General features: G+C 45.8%; 14 protein-coding genes. 12 read left to right on the top strand and 2 right to left on the bottom strand.

The window, feature by feature from the left end:
* Positions 1-370: 370 nt before the first annotated feature.
* The 3 genes from ACJJI3_RS10670 (at position 371) to ACJJI3_RS10660 (ending at position 2,205) form a co-directional block, all read left to right on the top strand.
* Positions 371-1,027, top strand: coding sequence for a glutathione S-transferase family protein (locus tag ACJJI3_RS10670; RefSeq protein WP_444942420.1), 657 nt, complete (start codon positions 371-373; stop codon positions 1,025-1,027).
* 327 nt (positions 1,028-1,354) lie between these two features.
* A complete protein-coding gene (locus tag ACJJI3_RS10665; protein ID WP_444942419.1) occupies positions 1,355-1,846 on the top strand; it encodes a hypothetical protein in 492 nt (163 codons plus the stop codon).
* 14 nt (positions 1,847-1,860) lie between these two features.
* Positions 1,861-2,205, top strand: a complete 345-nt coding sequence (locus tag ACJJI3_RS10660) for a YnfA family protein (RefSeq protein WP_444942418.1) — start codon at positions 1,861-1,863, stop codon at positions 2,203-2,205.
* A 104-nt stretch (positions 2,206-2,309) separates the two neighbouring features.
* On the opposite strand, the gene ACJJI3_RS10655 is transcribed toward ACJJI3_RS10660, so the two are convergent.
* Positions 2,310-3,326: an alpha/beta hydrolase gene (locus ACJJI3_RS10655; RefSeq protein WP_444942417.1), complete on the bottom strand. Its 1,017-nt coding sequence runs from the start codon at positions 3,324-3,326 to the stop codon at positions 2,310-2,312.
* A gap of 440 nt (positions 3,327-3,766) precedes the next feature.
* Between ACJJI3_RS10655 and ACJJI3_RS10650 the strand changes: the two genes are divergently transcribed.
* From ACJJI3_RS10650 to ACJJI3_RS10615, 8 genes are all read left to right on the top strand, one after another.
* On the top strand, positions 3,767-5,155 hold the full coding sequence (locus ACJJI3_RS10650; RefSeq protein WP_444942416.1) for an SWIM zinc finger family protein: 1,389 nt from the start codon (positions 3,767-3,769) through the stop codon (positions 5,153-5,155).
* Positions 5,149-6,648, top strand: coding sequence for a DUF5691 domain-containing protein (locus ACJJI3_RS10645; RefSeq protein ID WP_444942415.1), 1,500 nt, complete (start codon positions 5,149-5,151; stop codon positions 6,646-6,648). Before ACJJI3_RS10650 ends, ACJJI3_RS10645 begins: the two co-directional genes overlap by 7 nt.
* A 103-nt stretch (positions 6,649-6,751) precedes the next feature.
* Positions 6,752-7,831 carry an ATP-binding protein gene (locus tag ACJJI3_RS10640; protein WP_444942414.1) on the top strand — a complete coding sequence of 360 codons (1,080 nt, stop codon included), beginning with the start codon at positions 6,752-6,754 and terminating at the stop codon, positions 7,829-7,831.
* 10 nt (positions 7,832-7,841) lie between these two features.
* Positions 7,842-10,145, top strand: coding sequence for a DUF5682 family protein (locus ACJJI3_RS10635; RefSeq protein WP_444942413.1), 2,304 nt, complete (start codon positions 7,842-7,844; stop codon positions 10,143-10,145).
* Positions 10,133-11,356, top strand: a complete 1,224-nt coding sequence (locus ACJJI3_RS10630) for a VWA domain-containing protein (protein WP_444942412.1) — start codon at positions 10,133-10,135, stop codon at positions 11,354-11,356. Before ACJJI3_RS10635 ends, ACJJI3_RS10630 begins: the two co-directional genes overlap by 13 nt.
* Before the next feature lie 249 nt (positions 11,357-11,605).
* Positions 11,606-12,427, top strand: coding sequence for a right-handed parallel beta-helix repeat-containing protein (locus tag ACJJI3_RS10625; protein ID WP_444927055.1), 822 nt, complete (start codon positions 11,606-11,608; stop codon positions 12,425-12,427).
* Positions 12,428-12,650: 223 nt separating this feature from the next.
* Positions 12,651-13,493, top strand: a complete 843-nt coding sequence (locus ACJJI3_RS10620) for a right-handed parallel beta-helix repeat-containing protein (RefSeq protein ID WP_444942411.1) — start codon at positions 12,651-12,653, stop codon at positions 13,491-13,493.
* A gap of 293 nt (positions 13,494-13,786) precedes the next feature.
* A complete protein-coding gene (locus ACJJI3_RS10615; protein WP_444942410.1) occupies positions 13,787-14,599 on the top strand; it encodes a NosD domain-containing protein in 813 nt (270 codons plus the stop codon).
* Positions 14,600-14,908: 309 nt separating this feature from the next.
* Here the strand turns inward: ACJJI3_RS10615 and ACJJI3_RS10610 are convergent, their stop codons facing one another.
* Entirely contained in the window at positions 14,909-15,721 is an 813-nt protein-coding gene (locus ACJJI3_RS10610) for a right-handed parallel beta-helix repeat-containing protein (protein WP_444942409.1), read from the bottom strand.
* Positions 15,722-16,434: 713 nt separating this feature from the next.
* On the opposite strand from ACJJI3_RS10610, the gene ACJJI3_RS10605 reads away from it, so the two are divergent.
* Positions 16,435-17,319 carry a hypothetical protein gene (locus tag ACJJI3_RS10605; protein WP_444927061.1) on the top strand — a complete coding sequence of 295 codons (885 nt, stop codon included), beginning with the start codon at positions 16,435-16,437 and terminating at the stop codon, positions 17,317-17,319.
* The last annotated feature ends 23 nt before the right edge of the window (positions 17,320-17,342 follow it).

Genomic DNA, 17,342 nt, shown 5'->3' with positions numbered 1-17,342 from the left:
GAAGGAAAGACTACACCGCGCTCGGGACCCTATGAGGTATGGATGCCGATTAGGAGCTTACAGGGATGTATTCACTGCGTGTCTCGAGTGCGGTGTAGTCTTTCCTTCCACCCCAGTAGTAAGTTGTGTCTATTAGGCGATTCAATTGAATAGTGAGAGTTAGCCTAAACTTGAGTCGCCTTTTGGTTTTCTTTAAGTTTGTGAGGCGATTCAAAAAATAGCTGTTTGTGATGAGGCATTGATGGCTATGAATCGTAGTGCTGTTAATGCACAATAAATTTGATGCTATATTCTAATTGTTTGGCGGTTAAGCGGTATAAGTGAAGCTCCCAATTGATCAATATAATTCAACTATAACAATGGATTAATTATGTCTCGTGTTCTGTACTCGGGTACTAAAAATGCATCCACTTGGGCCTTTAGGGCTTGGTTGGCATTGCGTGAACAGGAAGTTCAATTTGAGGAAGTGGTTGTAGATATTCGCCGGCCACAGCGATTCCAGAATTTACAGCGTATAGGAGAGCTATCCCCTGCGAGATCAGTACCCGTACTGGAAGAGGGGGATATAATTATTTTTGATTCCTTGGCCATTATGGAATATGCCAATGACATTGGCTCTGGTGAACTGTTACCTCAAGATCCATTGATGCGGGCCCGAGCCCGGGCCATGCTTAGCTGGCAACATTCCGGGTTGTCCGGGTTGTGTCCACGCCTATCCTTTGAAAGTGCATTTTACCCCGACAAACGCCTAATGACCCCCGAAGAAGAGATGGATGCGGAGCGCTTATTTGCCGCCTGGGAAGGAGAGCTTGAGCAAAGTGGTGGCCCTTACTTGATGGGTGCTTTGTCCCTGGCAGATTTAGCCTTTGTACCAACAGTGATAAGAATTTTCTCCCACGCCCCAGATTTGCAGCCCTGGCCGCTTACTAAACAGTGGATAGAGCGGTTGCTGGGGCGTGACAGCGTAAAAGAGTGGATGTCAGAGGCCACTGAACTGCCGCCGGTAGTACTGTCGGATTATCGGTAGGGACTAACTTCCGCAGAGATCAGGATTTTTTAGTGACTAAACCCGTTAGGTGAAGCTGAACCAGCTTCACCTTTTTTACTATTAGTGGCGTAAATTAATCGGAAAAAGAAGCAGGGTACGTATTTTTTATCGTAAGAAAGTTTCAAGCGCAATCACTGGCTAATAGTGATGCCAATGAGGTCTAAACTGTGCTGGGTTAACCAGTGCGCCAGTTGATGTTTGAGGCGATCAATTTATCAAATATTAAGGATAATATTTAGATCAATGAAAAGATTAGCCTTTAGTCTATGTTTCTTGTTGAGTAGTGGGGTACAGGCATCGTGCCACTTGGAAGAATATGAACGCTTTATCAATACTCAAAGCCTGGTAATGCTTGAAGCATCCGTAAAACTATTTGAGGAGGATAAGGAGAAGTTTAAAATTATTAAACCGTTTGTAAAATTGGAAGTGCGCAATAACAAGCTTAAGGTTTATGTGGCGAAGAAGTTGAGTGAGAAGGAATCCTCCGTTCTTAACTTTGACGGCCCTATTGCGAATTACGTTCCCAGCGTATCGGTGCAAATTATGCCGGATGGCTCCATACGGGATAAGGTTGATCTGGCGATGTCTGATGATGTTTTTTATCGGACAGAGAAAACTGCCATGGCGCCACTGCAAAGTTTATATATGTTTAACGAGGGAATGAATGCATCGGAAAAGAAAAAATTTACGCGTGCAAGAAACTCCCTGAGTAAGCATATGGAGACCATCGAACAATTTTCATATATGAAAAGAGCCTTCACAATGCGTCTTGAAAATGTTTGTCCGGTAAATAGCTAAACACCTAGACGTTCATGCTACTGTTTGAAATAAAAACTATAGCTTTGTTCCTGGCTACGGCGCTTGCAGAGATAATAGGCTGCTACACGGCTTACTTGTGGTTAAAGCAGGACAAGAGTATTTGGCTTCTAGTACCTGGCGGTATAAGTTTGGCGATATTTGCTTGGTTATTGACATTGCATCCGGCTCCAGCGGGCCGGGTGTATGCCGCCTATGGCGGAATTTATATTTTCACCTCAATAATGTGGTTGTGGCTGGTTAACGGTGTTAAACCCACCGTCTGGGATGTGAGTGGTGCCGCTGTAGCAATGCTGGGTATGGCTATCATTATGTTTTCACCGAGGCAGATGGTTAGTTAGTTCTGCTTAATTGTATAACCCTTACTGTTGTCTGGTATAAATAATGATGGATTTCTACATTTCCCATATGCACATAACCTAACAAATGTAGATCTCCCTTAAGCTCAAAGATTTTGTGGTGTTGTACAAATATCCCCTTTTTTATTGAGCCAATTGATAATTACTTTGTGCTCTATATTTCCTATAGTAGTCATGCTTGGGTGGTTTCTATTGGGGGCTTCAGCCAGCTCGATATTTGACTGATCTAGAGTCATATAGCTGCTGTAGGGTGCTATTCGATCTGTAGGTGAGGAAATTAATAATATCGGAATCCTGGAGGCCCTGAGCAGGGGGAATATATTGGTATCATTAGGGACTACACCAGCTCTCTCTAGAGCAGTGTTTGCTCCATGGCGAATATCTTTGTCAGGAATTATCCAACTAAGTATAGGGTGGTTGAGTTTTGCATAATTATGAAAAGCTTGTTCAAAAGATAACATGGGAGCTAATAATATTATGCCAGTTATGTCTGATCTTAAGGTGGAAATATAAAGTGCGGTTAGCGCCCCCATTGAACTTCCCAGTAGATATAAGTTTTTATCTTCGATATCCCCTTTTTCGATTAACTTGCTGATAAGCTGACTGATAACTTTACTATCGCCTACACCATATTTTTTGGTGTTATTTGATTCGCCGTGACCGAGAAGATCTGGAGCTATGACTTTGAATCCCAGAAAACGAAAATATAATGCTGAGTGAAGCATATACTCTTTAGATCCACGGAATCCATGAAACAAAATTATGGTGCCTTTACATTTATTTTTAAGCTGTTCTCTACTGATGTGAAGGTTAACAGTGCTTTCCTTATCTTGCGCATAAAATTTAACCGAATAGTTAAGTTTACTTTCAGTTATTGGTGAGCCGTAGTAATAACTAACGCAGTTTTCTTTGTTTTTTGTGCAGTACTGATCCTTTTTAAATCCTAAATTCTTTATCTCTTCTGGAGTTATTGTTTCTGTATAGGGAAGGCTTTTAGACCTTTCTATGAGTGTGGCGATTCTCTTAGAGCAAGCTGACATGGTTAAGCAGGTGGCAATAATGATAATTACTGTATTTAACTTAGTTGTACTTTTTGCTTGCAAATTACGTCCCGCGGGCTATTTCATTTTGGGGTATATTGCCTCTGCAAGACTAGGTTTTATGAGAATTGGTGTCAATATTGTCCGTTGATAAATATTTTACAGTAGAGTGGTCTGGCGGGGTTTGAGTTGAATCTACCGAAAAATGTAGATGGTATTAGTAAAATACATGACTTCTGTTGACGTTTTATGAATCAATATAAAAATTAGCCCTTTCGATGTCGCTGCTCCTGTCGTTCTATGCGCTCTGGTAATTTGCTCCATGGTGCCAAATCGTTGGAATATGCACTTACTGCTTTAAATCAATAAAGTAGCGACAAACTTAATATTTTGTGAATTTAGATTTTATTCTATCTTAGCTGCGTGGTACTTTATGCGCCGCTATAGCTACATAGATACAGTTGCTGTGTTTATGTACAGTATTGGGCTGTATAAGGCAAGAGATGAATATTTCCCTAGAGGTTGTGCAAGAACTGGCTCCAGACCAGGCTTCTTTAAACGCAGCCAAAAAACTGTTGAAGCCGGCTAAATGGCCTTTGCGCGGTAAAGCGGCTTCTGTAAATTGTATATGGGGGCAATGCCAAGGATCGGGGGCCAATCCCTATTACACCATGGCAGATACAGTAGATCACGGTTACAAGTGTACCTGCCCCTCACGTAAGTTTCCCTGCAAGCATGTTCTAGCCCTTTTGTGGCAATTCGCCGACGGCCCGGATGACTTTATTGAGGCTGAAACACCGGAGTGGGTAGTGGAGTGGTTGGGGCGGCGGCGTAAGAGTAAGCCTGAAGCCCAAGCTGAGACAAAAGTTTCTACCAATAAAAACATTCACGGTATTTCTGAGGAAACCTCGGAAAGTAAAGAGGAGCAAGAAAAAAAGGAAGCGGCCAGGGCTAAGCGGGCAGCGCAGACACGCGCTAAAACCAACAAGAGTATCGCCACTGGGCTAGGTGAATTCCAGCAGTGGGTTGAGGATCAATTGCGCACTGGCATGGTGGGATTTCTCAAGGAACTTCGCCAGCGCTGCCGCTATATCTCTGCGCGCTTGGTAGACGCCAAAGCCGCCGGCCTGGCGTCCAGGGTTGATGAGCTTCCAGCCAAGGCCCTGGGGCTTGCGCCACAGAAACAGGCGGAAGTGGTATTCAAGGAGCTGGGGCAATTGATGTTGCTCAGCAGTGCTTGGCTCACCGATGAGGAAGATGTGGATGCTCGCAGAGCTATTGCCGTTGCCGAGAACCGTGACCAGGTCTTGGAAAACCCAGCCAGCCCCCGACAAAGGGGTATTTGGCAGAATGTAGGAGAGAAAGTGAGCACCCGCCGCGATGGTTTGGTGAGCCACGCTTCCTGGTTACTCAAGCTTGATAGTAATACCCCAGTATTTGCCCTGTTGTTGGATCACTATCCGGCTTCTGCGGGGCGCCGGGAGGTGGGCATTGGTATCGGCGCCAGTGTAGAAGGGGAGTTGGTTTTTTATCCTAGTCGTACGCCCCTGAGAGCTTTCCCTGTGGAGTTTAAAGTGGTGCAGGATGGTGTGAATCAGAGATGGCCAACCCAGCAAGAGAGTGTGTTCTCCCACTACCAAAAGCAGTTGTCTCAGCAGCCCTGGATAGAGCAGGTACCGCACCTTCTTGAAGGGGGGCGTCTACTGCGCTGTGCCAACGGCAATTACTGGTGGCGCTGCTCGACTGGGCAGCAAACGCTACCGCTCAACAATGAACAGATTCCCTCTCTACTTCTGGGTTCAAGATTACAGGCGGCGTTTATTTTGTGGGATGGAAGCAGCGCTGAACTGCACAGCGCGCGGACAGATGAGTGGGGGACAATCGCATGCTAACGCCTGAGAAAATCCAGGAAGAGCAGTTGTTGGTAGAGCGCCTACAGCAGCGTTGGATGGTGGGCAGTGATTTGCCCTTAGAGCTCGACGCCCTACCTGAGTCCTGGCGTCCATTGTTTGAAGGCCTGGAAGAGGAGCGCTTGGCATCAGCGGCGGTAGCGCTTCTCAGCCAGCACCAAAGCGCACTCTATCAGCCCCAGGCTCCGGGGGAGTTACGCGAATTCCCCTTGTTGCCCGAGTTGAATAAGCTCGTGCTTCCCTACCCAATGCGGGCCCATTTTCGTCGTGTCACTGAAAGCGTTCAGTCCCGCTCTATGGAGCAAACTGGATTGCTCCTGAAGTTGCTGTTACAGCGGGGATATATTGCCCATCCTGCGGACTGGCTTCCCTCAAGTAATGATGAAGGCTTGCCGGAAGTATATTTACCCTGGTCACAATGGGCCGCGAATGAGCGGGGTAGTATTGATGATTCTGAAGCGTTAACTGAGGAAAACTGGGATGATTGGTATCCCGCCAGTCGCCTGGCAAAGCTCAGGGAGTTGCGCTTCAGTAAACCCGCCGCCGCTTTAAATTTGATCCAGACCTGCGCCGGGCGTGAACCCGCTGATAAACGTTTAAGGATCGTGCGAGTTCTTGCTATCCGGCTGAGTGAGTCCGATGGGGAATATTTACAGTCCCTGCTTAAAGATCGTTCACAAAAGGTGGCGCGTCTTGCCAATCAGTATTTATCCCGATTGGGATTGTCATCGGAACTTGAATCCAATACTCAGGAAGAGTCTTCTGCGCAGGAATTGGCTGAGTTTTACGAATTAAAAAAAGTGGGCTTGGTAAAGAAGCAGTTGCAACTATTGCCCCGCAAGCTCAAGAGCAAAAAACAGCAAGCCATTCGCTCGGAATTTTTGCAGAAGGTATCTCTACAAAGCCTTGCGGAAGCACTGGATATCACCGTGACTGACTTAGCTGGGGCTTGGCAGCTCGATAAAAATCGCGATTATGATAACCACAGTTTTGTTACCAATGCGGTAGATACTTTGCCAGATAAGGCTATTGCCCTGTTGGTCACAAATATTGAGAGCTACCTGGATACCGGTGAGGCCGGTATGTCCCTCTTGCACAGTTTATTGCCGCGCCTGGAACAGTCCCGCCGTGCCGAATTGATGTTTGGACTATTGCGCAATAAAAAGGCCAAAGTGGATTTTCAGGATCTACTCAAGTTTTTGCCCGAACCGTTAACGGAGCTTTCCTGGGATGATTTGAAAAAAACGTCGCCCTGGAAGGCGCTGTTAAAACTCGTTGTCGAGGAGTTAAGTGAGAGCGGTTATTTGCAGTCTATTTATCTCCAGCGGGAGTTGACCGCATTGGGCTTGATGTTACCCAGAGAGACCGCACGGCAGTTACTGGAAGCGCTTTTTGAGCAGGGTGTGCTACGGGCAGACCCCGCAACTGACTGTCTTCGATTTAATAGCGAGCTTGCCGGCGTGGATGGGCTTTAGTCCATACACCCAACACAGATTTAATTTTAAGACCGATCGTTGCCCGGCAAAATTCATAAAATAACCAGTGAATTTCCGGGCAGGTAAAATAAAAGGATTCCCCATGAGTGATGTACTTCGTCAACCCGCTGAAATTACCTACCAATCAGAACTGGATGCCTTAAAAGCAGAAGACACCGGAAAAAAACCAGAGAATTGGAGTCTGTCTCCGCAGGCAGTCGTGAAATACTTGATGGGCGGCACAACGGCTGAAGGTGCTGAGATCAGTGCAAAATATATTGGCAATCGACGCTTGATTGAAACTGCCGTTGCCACCCTCGCCACCGATCGTGCACTGCTGTTACTCGGTGTGCCGGGTACGGCAAAGTCCTGGGTGTCTGAACACCTGTCTGCGGCGATCTGTGGCAACAGTACCCGTGTGATCCAGTGTACGGCGGGCACTGACGAAAACCAGATTCGCTATGGCTGGAACTACGCTCAGCTACTGGCAAAGGGCCCCAGCAAAGAAGCCCTGGTGCCAACGCCTTTATATCGCGCTATGGAACAGGGTACCTTGTGTCGTTTGGAAGAGCTGACTCGTATGGGTTCTGATGTTCAGGATACATTGATTACCGTGCTGTCAGAGAAAATGTTGCCGATCCCCGAGTTGAATGATGCGGTTTATGCGCAGCGCGGTTTTAATGTGATTGCAACAGCCAATAACCGCGATAAGGGCGTTAATGAATTATCCTCCGCACTAAAACGACGTTTCAATGTGGTGGTGTTGCCGCTGCCCGATGATATGAATGAAGAGGTCAGTATTATTTCTCGCCGCGTGGAAGAAATGGGTGAGAGCCTGGAGTTGCCAGTACCGGCAAACGCCGGCGAAGAGATCGAGAAAATAGTGACCATTTTCCGCGAGCTACGCGGCGGTGAAACACTCGATGGAAAAATAACTCTGAAAACACCGTCCGGTAACTTGTCTACGGCTGAGGCAATTGCGGTAATGGTGGGTGGATTGAGCCAGGCGAACTGGTTTGGCGATGGTAAATTCAGTGCAGAAGAGCTTTCCAGTAATTTGGTGGGTGCCATTGTCAAAGATCCAGTGCAGGATAAAGCTGTATTGGAAGAGTACTTGGAAACGGTCCTGAAAAAGCGCCGAGACTTTGCCGGTTACTACCACACCATGAACGAAGTACTGTAAGGGATATCCCGTGTCCAAGGTGGATTGTCATTATTTTGGTATTCGGCACCACGGGCCCGGTTCTGCGCGGCGCCTTGTCGCCGCGTTGGATCAGCTGAAGCCAAAAAAAGTATTGATAGAGGGCCCCGCTGATTGCAGTGAATTACTGCCTCTGCTGGCTAGCGCACAGATGCAGCCGCCGGTAGCGCTACTCGGCTATGCTGCAGAGTCGCCCGGCTCCAGCCTTTACTACCCGTTTGTGGAATACTCCCCTGAGTACCAGGCCTGCCTATGGGCTGTACAACAGGGGGTAGAAGTTAAATTCATTGATCTGCCCATTAATATCCAGCTGGCGCAGTTACTCCAATCTGAAGCCCAGGACCCTGAAGCGGAGCAAAACGGCGGAGAGTCTGATTCCCCTGCGGTGGCAGGCGAGCCAGAGCCACCATCTGATACCTCTGATCCTATCGGCCTTTTGGCGAAGCTGGCGGGTTATGAAGATGGTGAGGCCTGGTGGAATGACCTGATCGAGCAGAATAACGATGACAGTGCGGAGATATTTGCCCGGGTAGAGTCGGCGATGACCGTGCTGCGCGGAGAAATAACTGAAACCGCGCCGTTATCGCAAAGGGATTTACTGCGCGAAGCCTATATGCGCCTGGAAATTGCCAAAGAAAAGAAAGGGGTGGAAGGTGAGGTTGCTGTAGTCTGCGGGGCCTGGCACTTACCGGCATTTCGTGAAAAGCACACAGCAAAAGATGACCGCGCACTGATTAAACAGCTGCCGGCGAAATTGCCCAAGAGCAAAGTGAAAACCACCTGGATTCCCTGGACATCGCCGCGATTGGCGATGGCCTCCGGTTACGGGGCTGGGGTTGCTGCACCTATGTGGTATCAGCATATTTGGCGCGAGGGCACCGGCGAGCAGTGGCTGGAGCTTTGGTTTGGGCGGCTGGTGCGCGCATTGCGCGAAAGTGGACAAGTGGTCTCCACGGCTTCGGTTATTGAAGCCGTGCGTCTGAGTCGCAGTTTGGCAGCCGTTAGAAATCGTCCAGCTCCGGGGTTTGAAGAAATTATTGAAGCCGCTGTGGCCTGCCTCTGTTTTGGCGAGCGCCTTATTTGGCAGCAGGTAGAAAGAGAGTTGCTTCTGGGTGAGCAAGTTGGGGCTATCCCCGAGGATGCCCCACTGGTGCCCCTGCTGGAGGATCTACAGCGCTGGCAGAAAAAGACCAAGCTAAAGCCCACGGCTCTGGATAAAGAAGTTTCCCTGGATTTACGCAGTGATATCGGCCTGAATAAATCTACGTTACTGCACCGTCTTGCTGTGCTGGAAGTGCCTTGGGGTAAACCCTCCCATACCGGAAAAAGTCGCGGTACTTTCCGGGAAAACTGGGTGCTCAGCTGGCAGCCGGAGTATGCAGTTAAGTTGGTGGAAAACTTGGTTTACGGTTCCACCATTGAGCAAGCGGCTAACAATAAACTTATCGAGGCGATCTCGGCTGAGAGTCATTTGGGCAAATTAGCAGAAGTGGTTTTGCTGTCCCTTGAATCTCAGTTGCACCGGGCTTCTGAAGCAGGTCTGAAGCGATTGGCCGAGAGAGCGGCTCTGGCCAGTGACGGTATCGAGCTTCTCGACAGCCTGCCGGCGTTAATCCAGGTACAACGCTATGGTACCGCGCGAGAATTAGCGTTGGAGCAAGTTGCCGGCCTGGTAGAACGCTTAGCCATGCAATCTGCCCTGGCCCTGCCGTACGCCTGTCGCAATCTTAACGATGAAGAGTCACTACGGCTGCGAAATAGTATTCACAGCGCTCACCAGGCACTGCAATTGGCAGAGTTGGGTGATGAAGTTATGGAGGACTGGTGGCAAGCCTTCGAGCAACTGGTAGACAGCTCTCTTTCCAGTTTACAGGTCAGCGGTCTTTGTGCGCGTCTTTTGTATCAGGCTGAAAGATTCGATGGATATCGGTTACAGCAATTGCTGGAAAAATCCCTGTCTCCAGCGGTAGCTGCCGCCGATGCAGCACGATTTTTTGAGGGCTTTTTTGCTGAAGCGGTTGAGCGCCTGCTGTACGACCCGGTATTGATGGGAGCGGTACAGCGCTGGTTGCTGCATCTGGACGAAGACGTATTTATCGAGTATCTGCCCTTGTTCCGACGCGTATTTTCCAGTCTCGATGCGATGGAGCGTCGGCGCATGATGGAGCTGGTACTCGGTGCCCGATCTAACCACTCGGTATCCAAAGCCATTAATCCCGAAGTTTTTCCGCTGTGGTCAGAGCATCTATTGCGTATCGGCAAATTAATCCACAAGGACAAGACATGGGCGCAGTAAACGAAGTGTCTGAAGGGCAACAACCCGATGAGGTAACGGTCGATAAAGACCAACAAAAGGAGCGCCGTTGGCGCCTGGTATTGGGGGCTGATGAAGGTGAATCCGGGCTTTCTGAGCGGGATATGCGTTTGTCCCAAGCGTTAAGTGCGCTTTATGGCAGCGGAGACTCGGAGTCTGGTAAAAAAGGTCGAGGTGGTTTGTCTCGCTCGTCGCCACAAGTTTCCCGTTGGCTGGGTGATATCCGCGAGTTCTTTCCGACTTCGGTAGTACAAGTTGTCCAGCGTGATGCGTTTGAGCGCCTTGGCCTCAAGCAGATGCTCATGGAGCCTGAGTTTTTGTCAGCGATTGAAGCGGATGTTCACCTGGTCGCAGACTTGGTTAGTCTGCGTTCAGTGATGCCTGAAAAGACTATTGAGACTGCTCGCCAGGTCATCAAGAAAGTGGTCGACGAGCTGATGGAGCGCTTGGAGCGAAAGACCACAGAAGCGGTTAGGGGAGCTGTCAATAAATCAAAACGCAGTTTCAGGCCGCGCTTTGCTGATATCGACTGGCATAGAACCATCCAGCAAAACCTCAGGCACTACCAACATGACTACCACACAGTGGTGCCTGAGAAGTTGATTGGCTTTATGCGACAAAGCCGCCGGCTTGCGGATCTGGATGAAGTCATTCTATGTGTCGATCAGTCCGGTTCCATGGCGACATCGGTGGTATACAGCTCAATCTTTGCAGCGGTAATGGCTTCAATACCGGCAGTGAAAACCAAACTGATCTGCTTTGATACCGCAATTGTCGATCTCACTGAGGACTTGGAAGACCCGGTCAGCGTTTTGTTTGGCGTACAACTGGGAGGTGGCACAGACATTAACCAGGCGGTGGCTTATTGTGAGGATAAAATTGAGCGGCCTGGCAAGACACATTTAATCCTGATTACCGACCTGTATGAAGGGGGGAATGAAGAGGAGTTAAAAGCACGGGTTGCTAACCTTGTTCGCCAGGATGTAAATGTGATTACCTTACTGGCACTCAGTGATGATGGGCGTCCATCTTATGACCAGTCGCTGGCGGAAGATTTTGCTGCGATAGGCTCTCCGGTTTTTGCCTGTACACCGGATCAATTCCCGGACCTGATGGCAACGGCGCTGCGTCGGGAAGACGTTCTTAACTGGGCTGCAGATCAGGATATCAAAGCCGTTCGGCCAAAAGCCTAAATTCTTATCCACTAAATGATGGAGCAGGGGCGACGCCTACTCCATCATTTGGTCATCTCTCTAACTCTCCTTTCTTTAATAAAATCTATAAATTCGTAGTCGTGTTGGCGCGTATTAAAAATAAAACCCAAACTAAATTCCTATTTTATTAGGAATAATTTCTCATGGCTCTTTCTTAGTGCTGGATCAAAATCTCCTAGGCAGGACCCTGGACTATGAATAACGAACACAGCGCTAAGGATAAATTTGATGAAACTCCCTCGTTCAAGTCTCTATAAAATCGCCATTGTCTCAATGATCGGGATATCCAACATTTCCATTTCTAAGCCAGCAATTGCCGATGATGTTGAATGTGGGGATACGATTACCACCTCTGTTACTTTGGATGAGGATCTCACTTGTGATGTCAGCCCTGCTTTAACTGTGATAGGCCCTGATGGACGCCTGAATATGACCGGGTACGAGGTTCAATGTGATGGTAGTGAAGTTGGAGTGCTGTTAGAGGGGCGTGCTGCGCTACTTCGAGGAGGGCAGGTTGCAGATTGTGAGGTGGGTGTTTTAGCGAATGGAGATGGATTCCATAATATTCAAGCGGTATCGACCACGGCAAATGCCAGCGCTGGATTTCAGTTAGTGAGCAATAGCAACTATATGACAGCCTGTACCGCTCAAACAAATACGGGGGTTGGACTAATTGTTACTGGAGAGAGGAATAACGTCTTCCAGAATACCTTTGAAGAAAATACCTTGAGTGGCATTCAGATAGATGGTGATCGGTCATATATAACAGAGAATTTCTGTTTTGAGAATATGGGCTCAGGAATAGAGATTAATGATTCCAGTAATAGCTGGATCGTTGAAAATGCATCAGAAAATAATGGCACTTCAGGTGCGGGAACGGCAGGAATCTTAATGAATGATTTTGATCAGCAATATAATTTGATCATTTTAAATGTGGGGATTCTCAATGAAGATTTTGATGCGCAAGATTTAAACAGTGATCCCTGCAATGGTACAAATTTATGGCGAAATAATACTTTTGATACTGTAGATCCTAGCTGCCTGGATTGAAATATACGGATATAAAAAGATAGTGCCACTATGGTGGCTTCGGTAGTGGTGTTATCTTTTACAATTTATATTCCTGTAGCTTGTATATCAATATGCTCTATTCCCCGCTTAAACTATTTTACTAAATTTTGCGGACAAATTTCCCATGGCTGTTACCAGTTTTTGACTCAAAATCAGCATGACATATCTTTTCTGTATTTGAGCTTTATTTGGGAGGACTCTCGTGAGCTTTATATCTCGAACTGTGATAAGCAAGGCATTGATAACTTCTTTGGCGGCTTCTTTATTGTCTGCATCTTTGTGTTCACTAGCAAATGGTGCTGTTGAGTGCGGAGACACCATAACCAGTCCGGTAATACTGGATCAAGATTTGCTCTGCAATGTTACCCCGGCTTTGACTGTAACTGGGCCGACCGGATATCTGGATTTGAATGGTTATACGCTGAGTTGTGATGGAACTACAGTGGGAATTTTGGTCGATGGTTTTGCGGCCATAATATCGGGCGGGGTGTTACAGGATGGGTTTGTATCTAATTGCAATACAGGTATTTCTGTAGAAGGTTCCGGTATTCATAATTTGTTCGGCCTGAACACCTCTGGTAATACTTCTTCTGGTATTGAGTTTGTTAGTAGTAATAATACGCTAACCATATCAAATATATCGGATAATACAGGTACAGGTATTATAATCGCAGGGGGAACAAATAATCTGTTTTCTAATGACATAAATCGAAATGAAATAACGGGTATACAGGTGGATGGTAGCAGTTCAATAATCTCGTCAAATACGGTATCGGATAATACTTTAACTGGAATACAAATTAATAATGCCAGTAGCTGTCTGATAAGCCAGAATACGGTGGAGAATAATGGCACTCAAGGGTCAAATACTGCAGGAATCTTAATGGAGCTATTTGGCCAGACTGGAAACAACATCGTAGGTAATACTGTCTCTGGTAATGTGGATTTTGACTTACAAGATGATAATTCTGCCCCCTGTGAGAATAACTGGGTAGGAAATTCTCCTGATGCTACTACCTCTGGTGAATGTGTGACATCACAGTAACATTAATTTAGTTGCAAATTTGGATCTGAAGGCAGTTCATTATTTGCCTTCAGATCTCTAGAGTTAATGTCTTTACTCTACAAAAATTTCATGAGACGTGCCGCAAGTCTTTTTAAGGTGTCTTACGTCTAGCTCTATTTCCCATAGATTTTATTATTGTGTGTGATTTTTTGCTGGTGAGGTTACCTAAGGCTATAAGGGATATATTCTATAGTTATTTTGTCTGCGTGAGATAGCCCAGCCTTTTGGTTGGCTGAGGGATATGATTGTTAAGTTGATTCAAGGAGGATTGTATGGTGTATGAATTTAGGGGATCCGCTAGGCACTTTGTGGTACCTGGTATTTTATACTTTGCTTTAGGTAGTTCCGCCTTTGCAGTAGACTGCGGTGACACAATTACTACCCCTGAAGTACTTGATCAGGACCTTGTGTGCTCAACAGAACCCGCACTAACGATAATGGGGCCTACAGGTAGCCTAGATATGGCAGAGTACACCCTTAGGTGCGATGGCTCTGCTGTTGGTATCCAGATTGACGGTGTTGCGGCTTTCCTATCAAATGGTGTGGTAACACTATGTGACATCGGAATATCGTTGGATGGAACTGGAGCCCACAATATACAGGCAATCAGAGTAGATGGAACAGATATATCAGGGATCGCTGTTAATAGTAGTTTTAACTCTGTTATTCAGTCAGGAATATTTAAAAACAGTGGCACTGGCATATTTATAACTGGTGATAATAATAATGTGTCTTCTAGCTCGATCCTAGATAATTTAGAAAATGGTATTCAGTTAGAGGGTAATAACAATCTTATTGTAAGCAATGAGATCAGTCGAAGCACATTAAATGGTATCTTAATTGGTAAAGCAGATGGTAATACGGTTGCCCAAAATACTGTCTCAATGAGTGGGATTGGAGGGGCGAATACCGCTGGAATCTTACTGGAACTTTTGGGGCAGTCTGGCAATGTGATTGTTGGGAATACTGTTTTCAGCAATATAGATTTTGATCTGCAAGATAATAATAGTTCACCCTGTTTAAATAGCTGGGTTGGGAATTCACCTGACGCTACTACCTCCGGAGATTGTGTAACGTCAAATTAATAGCGTTTTACGATAAGTTGATAGGCTTGCAGGCAGTTTAATGGTGTCGCCACAGTATTACGGATACTGCAGCTAGTGTAATTGCTGAAAGCCTGATCTCCCTTTAGATTTTCGTTTTCATATTTATTCCTGAGGGATATCCAGTTGGCCAGTGTGGATTGATGTAGTGAGAGGAGAGTTTGGTTTGCTAGGCTGGTTCAGTTGTAGAGGGATATTCTCAGAAGTAAGGTATAGATAAGCGTTAATTGTTTTTATGCGGGATTCAAAGGCTAGAAGTTTAATGCCTTGAATCCCGCAATTATTTTTAAGCTAGTTAATGCAGGTGTCATTTGATGAGCTGAAAATATTACCGTACCATGTGGTTCCTACACAGGCAGGAGTATTATCATCAAATAGGTCATCTATATCATTAGATTCAGCAGTATTTCCTGTTACGAAATTCCCTACTTGCCCAAAATTACTTACTGAAATACCGTATTCATTATTACTTGATGTAGTGTTTAGTATAATGTTGGTGTAGTTTGCATCTTGGATTGCTATTCCAGAAAAAGTATTATTTCTGGCGGTGCTTTGGAAAACTTGATTGTTATCTCCTGAGATAATAATGCCACCTTCCCCGTTGCTGGTGGCGCTTACTTCAAAAAAACTATTCCAGTCGCCGAGAACGATAATGCCATTACCAAAATTAAAGTCATTGATTGAGCCGCTGACAATATTGCGACTGCTACTGACTGACATTCCCAAAGATCCATTTTCTTGCGTTGTAACGCCGATGACATTGTGGAGGCCGCTGCCCTCTACAGATATGCCTATATCACATGATGAAATGATGCCACTGGATGCTTGACTATTAATAAGTACGGCTGTAGTTCCTTCAAGTAGAATTCCTGTGCCAGCTAGACCATCACAGGATAGTGAAAATCCATTGAGATCTAGGCTGCCGGTAGGGCCCATTATTGTGATGGCTGGTGAGGCTGCGCAGTTAGATATATCTGTATCTAATACTTCGGGAGTAGATATCGTGTCTCCACAACTTACGGATAAGGCTATACCCGATGCGCTCATTAAACAACAACCTGCTGCTGCGATTATTGATGTTTTAATATTTAAAATCGCCTTCATTGATATATTCCTATTGTGATTGTCTGATATTTGAAGTGGTTGATAGGGTGTAAATATCTCGAATTTTGGTCTTTGTTTGGTTGATGACAATAGGAAGTTCTTCTCATATTTATGGAGAATAATTCCTATTGATTAACTATGTTGATGGGATATGTGCTGGAGGAGTTGGGTTTTTATTATTTGGTGTTTTATAGATGAGTTTAAAGGTTGGTTTTTCGGTTCAAATATGCGTAGTGTTTCTATAATTGTTCTTTGGTGGCGTGTCAATTAGTGAGGGCGTGATTTTCTAGAGTGGTTTGTGGCCTGGTTGATATTAAGAGAGGGTGTGTTTGAGAGGTTTCGTTGTATGTGTGTAGTGATGGCGTTAAAAATAATGGATTCGCCTACAGTATGGCTGTTTTCCTAAATAGGGGGGGAACTTTCTTCCTATATTTTCCGCACTATTCTCCTATTGCTGAAAGTGCCATCGGAGATAAGACTCAACACAGCATCAAGCATAGATTCCTGAAGGAAGCTGGGGATTGAGTCCTTGAGAAGCAAGAGTTTATAAGCATAAATGCTGAAGTTCGGGTATTTGTTTTTGCAAAATTAAGCGCAGCTGATCGTAAATTGCTTTCTCTTAATGTTGTTGCATATGGTGCTAATTAATTTTGTGTGTTGATGCAGTATAAGAATCTTAATTTAGCGACATTTCATATTCTAAGGAGATAAATATGAAAAGGTGTGCCCCGTTGGCGGCTGCGGTCCTGCTTGCTGTTGCAAGCCAGGGTGTTTTTGCCTCCGACAATGTTGCGGTTCAGAACCAAAATGGAGTAGGTAATAACGCGACAGCGGATCAAAGTGATCCAACCGTTACATTTAACTTTATCAGCCAAACCCAGACTGGAGACAATAATACAGCCACTGCCACTCAGGTAAACGGAAATACCGGAAGCACAGTTAATCAGATACAAACAGGGAATTTAAATACTTCCACTGTTGCTCAAAATTCATCTGATACTGTGGCTGCCGTTATTACTCAAAATGGGAATACTAATATTGGCGTAATTAATCAGGTGGCATCTACAACCAGTGTTGCAACTATAAATCAGTTCAATCTGGTTAACTTTGCCACGGTTACACAGTCGAGTAGTACTACTGATACAGCAGTTATTAATCAAGTGGGTGACAACAACACCGGTACGGTTGTTCAAACCAATAGCACGACGAGCTCGGCTGTAACTGCTCAACAGGGGAACTTGAATGTGGCTACCGTGTCGCAATTTGTATCCGACACTAACACTTCCACATTAAGCCAGCTGGGGAATAGTAATACTGCTACTGTGAATCAAACAGATAATAATAATACCAGTGCCATTAGTCAGCAAAATGAATTTAACACTATTATCCACGCTCAATCTGGCAGCTTTAATTTGGCAAGTACCACTCAGATCGGTTTGACTAATATGGGTTCGACTATCCAAAGCGGAGCGAATGGTGTTGCCACGGCATTACAGCAGGGTAACTTAAATATGTTTACCGTTAGCCAGGTTAACGATTTTCAAAATGCTAATGTTTCCCAGATTGGAAACAGCAATATGGTAATAATTGTGCAGTAGGGCGAGGCTTAGGACGATATCGT

Source organism: Microbulbifer maximicatervae (SeqCode) (assembly GCF_052466985.1).
The sequence above is the reverse complement of the archived record's forward strand: the minus strand, read 5'-3'. Positions and strand labels throughout refer to the sequence as shown.

Bases quoted from the DNA above. Each gene is read 5' to 3' on its own strand.
- ACJJI3_RS10670 (WP_444942420.1), top strand. From the start codon at position 371: ATGTCTCGTGTTCTGTACTCGGGTACTAAAAATGCATCCACTTGGGCC.
- ACJJI3_RS10660 (WP_444942418.1), top strand. From the start codon at position 1,861: ATGCTACTGTTTGAAATAAAAACTATAGCTTTGTTCCTGGCTACGGCG.
- ACJJI3_RS10650 (WP_444942416.1), top strand. From the start codon at position 3,767: ATGAATATTTCCCTAGAGGTTGTGCAAGAACTGGCTCCAGACCAGGCT.
- ACJJI3_RS10645 (WP_444942415.1), top strand. From the start codon at position 5,149: ATGCTAACGCCTGAGAAAATCCAGGAAGAGCAGTTGTTGGTAGAGCGC.
- ACJJI3_RS10640 (WP_444942414.1), top strand. From the start codon at position 6,752: ATGAGTGATGTACTTCGTCAACCCGCTGAAATTACCTACCAATCAGAA.
- ACJJI3_RS10630 (WP_444942412.1), top strand. From the start codon at position 10,133: ATGGGCGCAGTAAACGAAGTGTCTGAAGGGCAACAACCCGATGAGGTA.
- ACJJI3_RS10625 (WP_444927055.1), top strand. From the start codon at position 11,606: ATGAAACTCCCTCGTTCAAGTCTCTATAAAATCGCCATTGTCTCAATG.
- ACJJI3_RS10615 (WP_444942410.1), top strand. From the start codon at position 13,787: ATGGTGTATGAATTTAGGGGATCCGCTAGGCACTTTGTGGTACCTGGT.
- ACJJI3_RS10610 (WP_444942409.1), bottom strand. From the start codon at position 15,721: ATGAAGGCGATTTTAAATATTAAAACATCAATAATCGCAGCAGCAGGT.
- ACJJI3_RS10605 (WP_444927061.1), top strand. From the start codon at position 16,435: ATGAAAAGGTGTGCCCCGTTGGCGGCTGCGGTCCTGCTTGCTGTTGCA.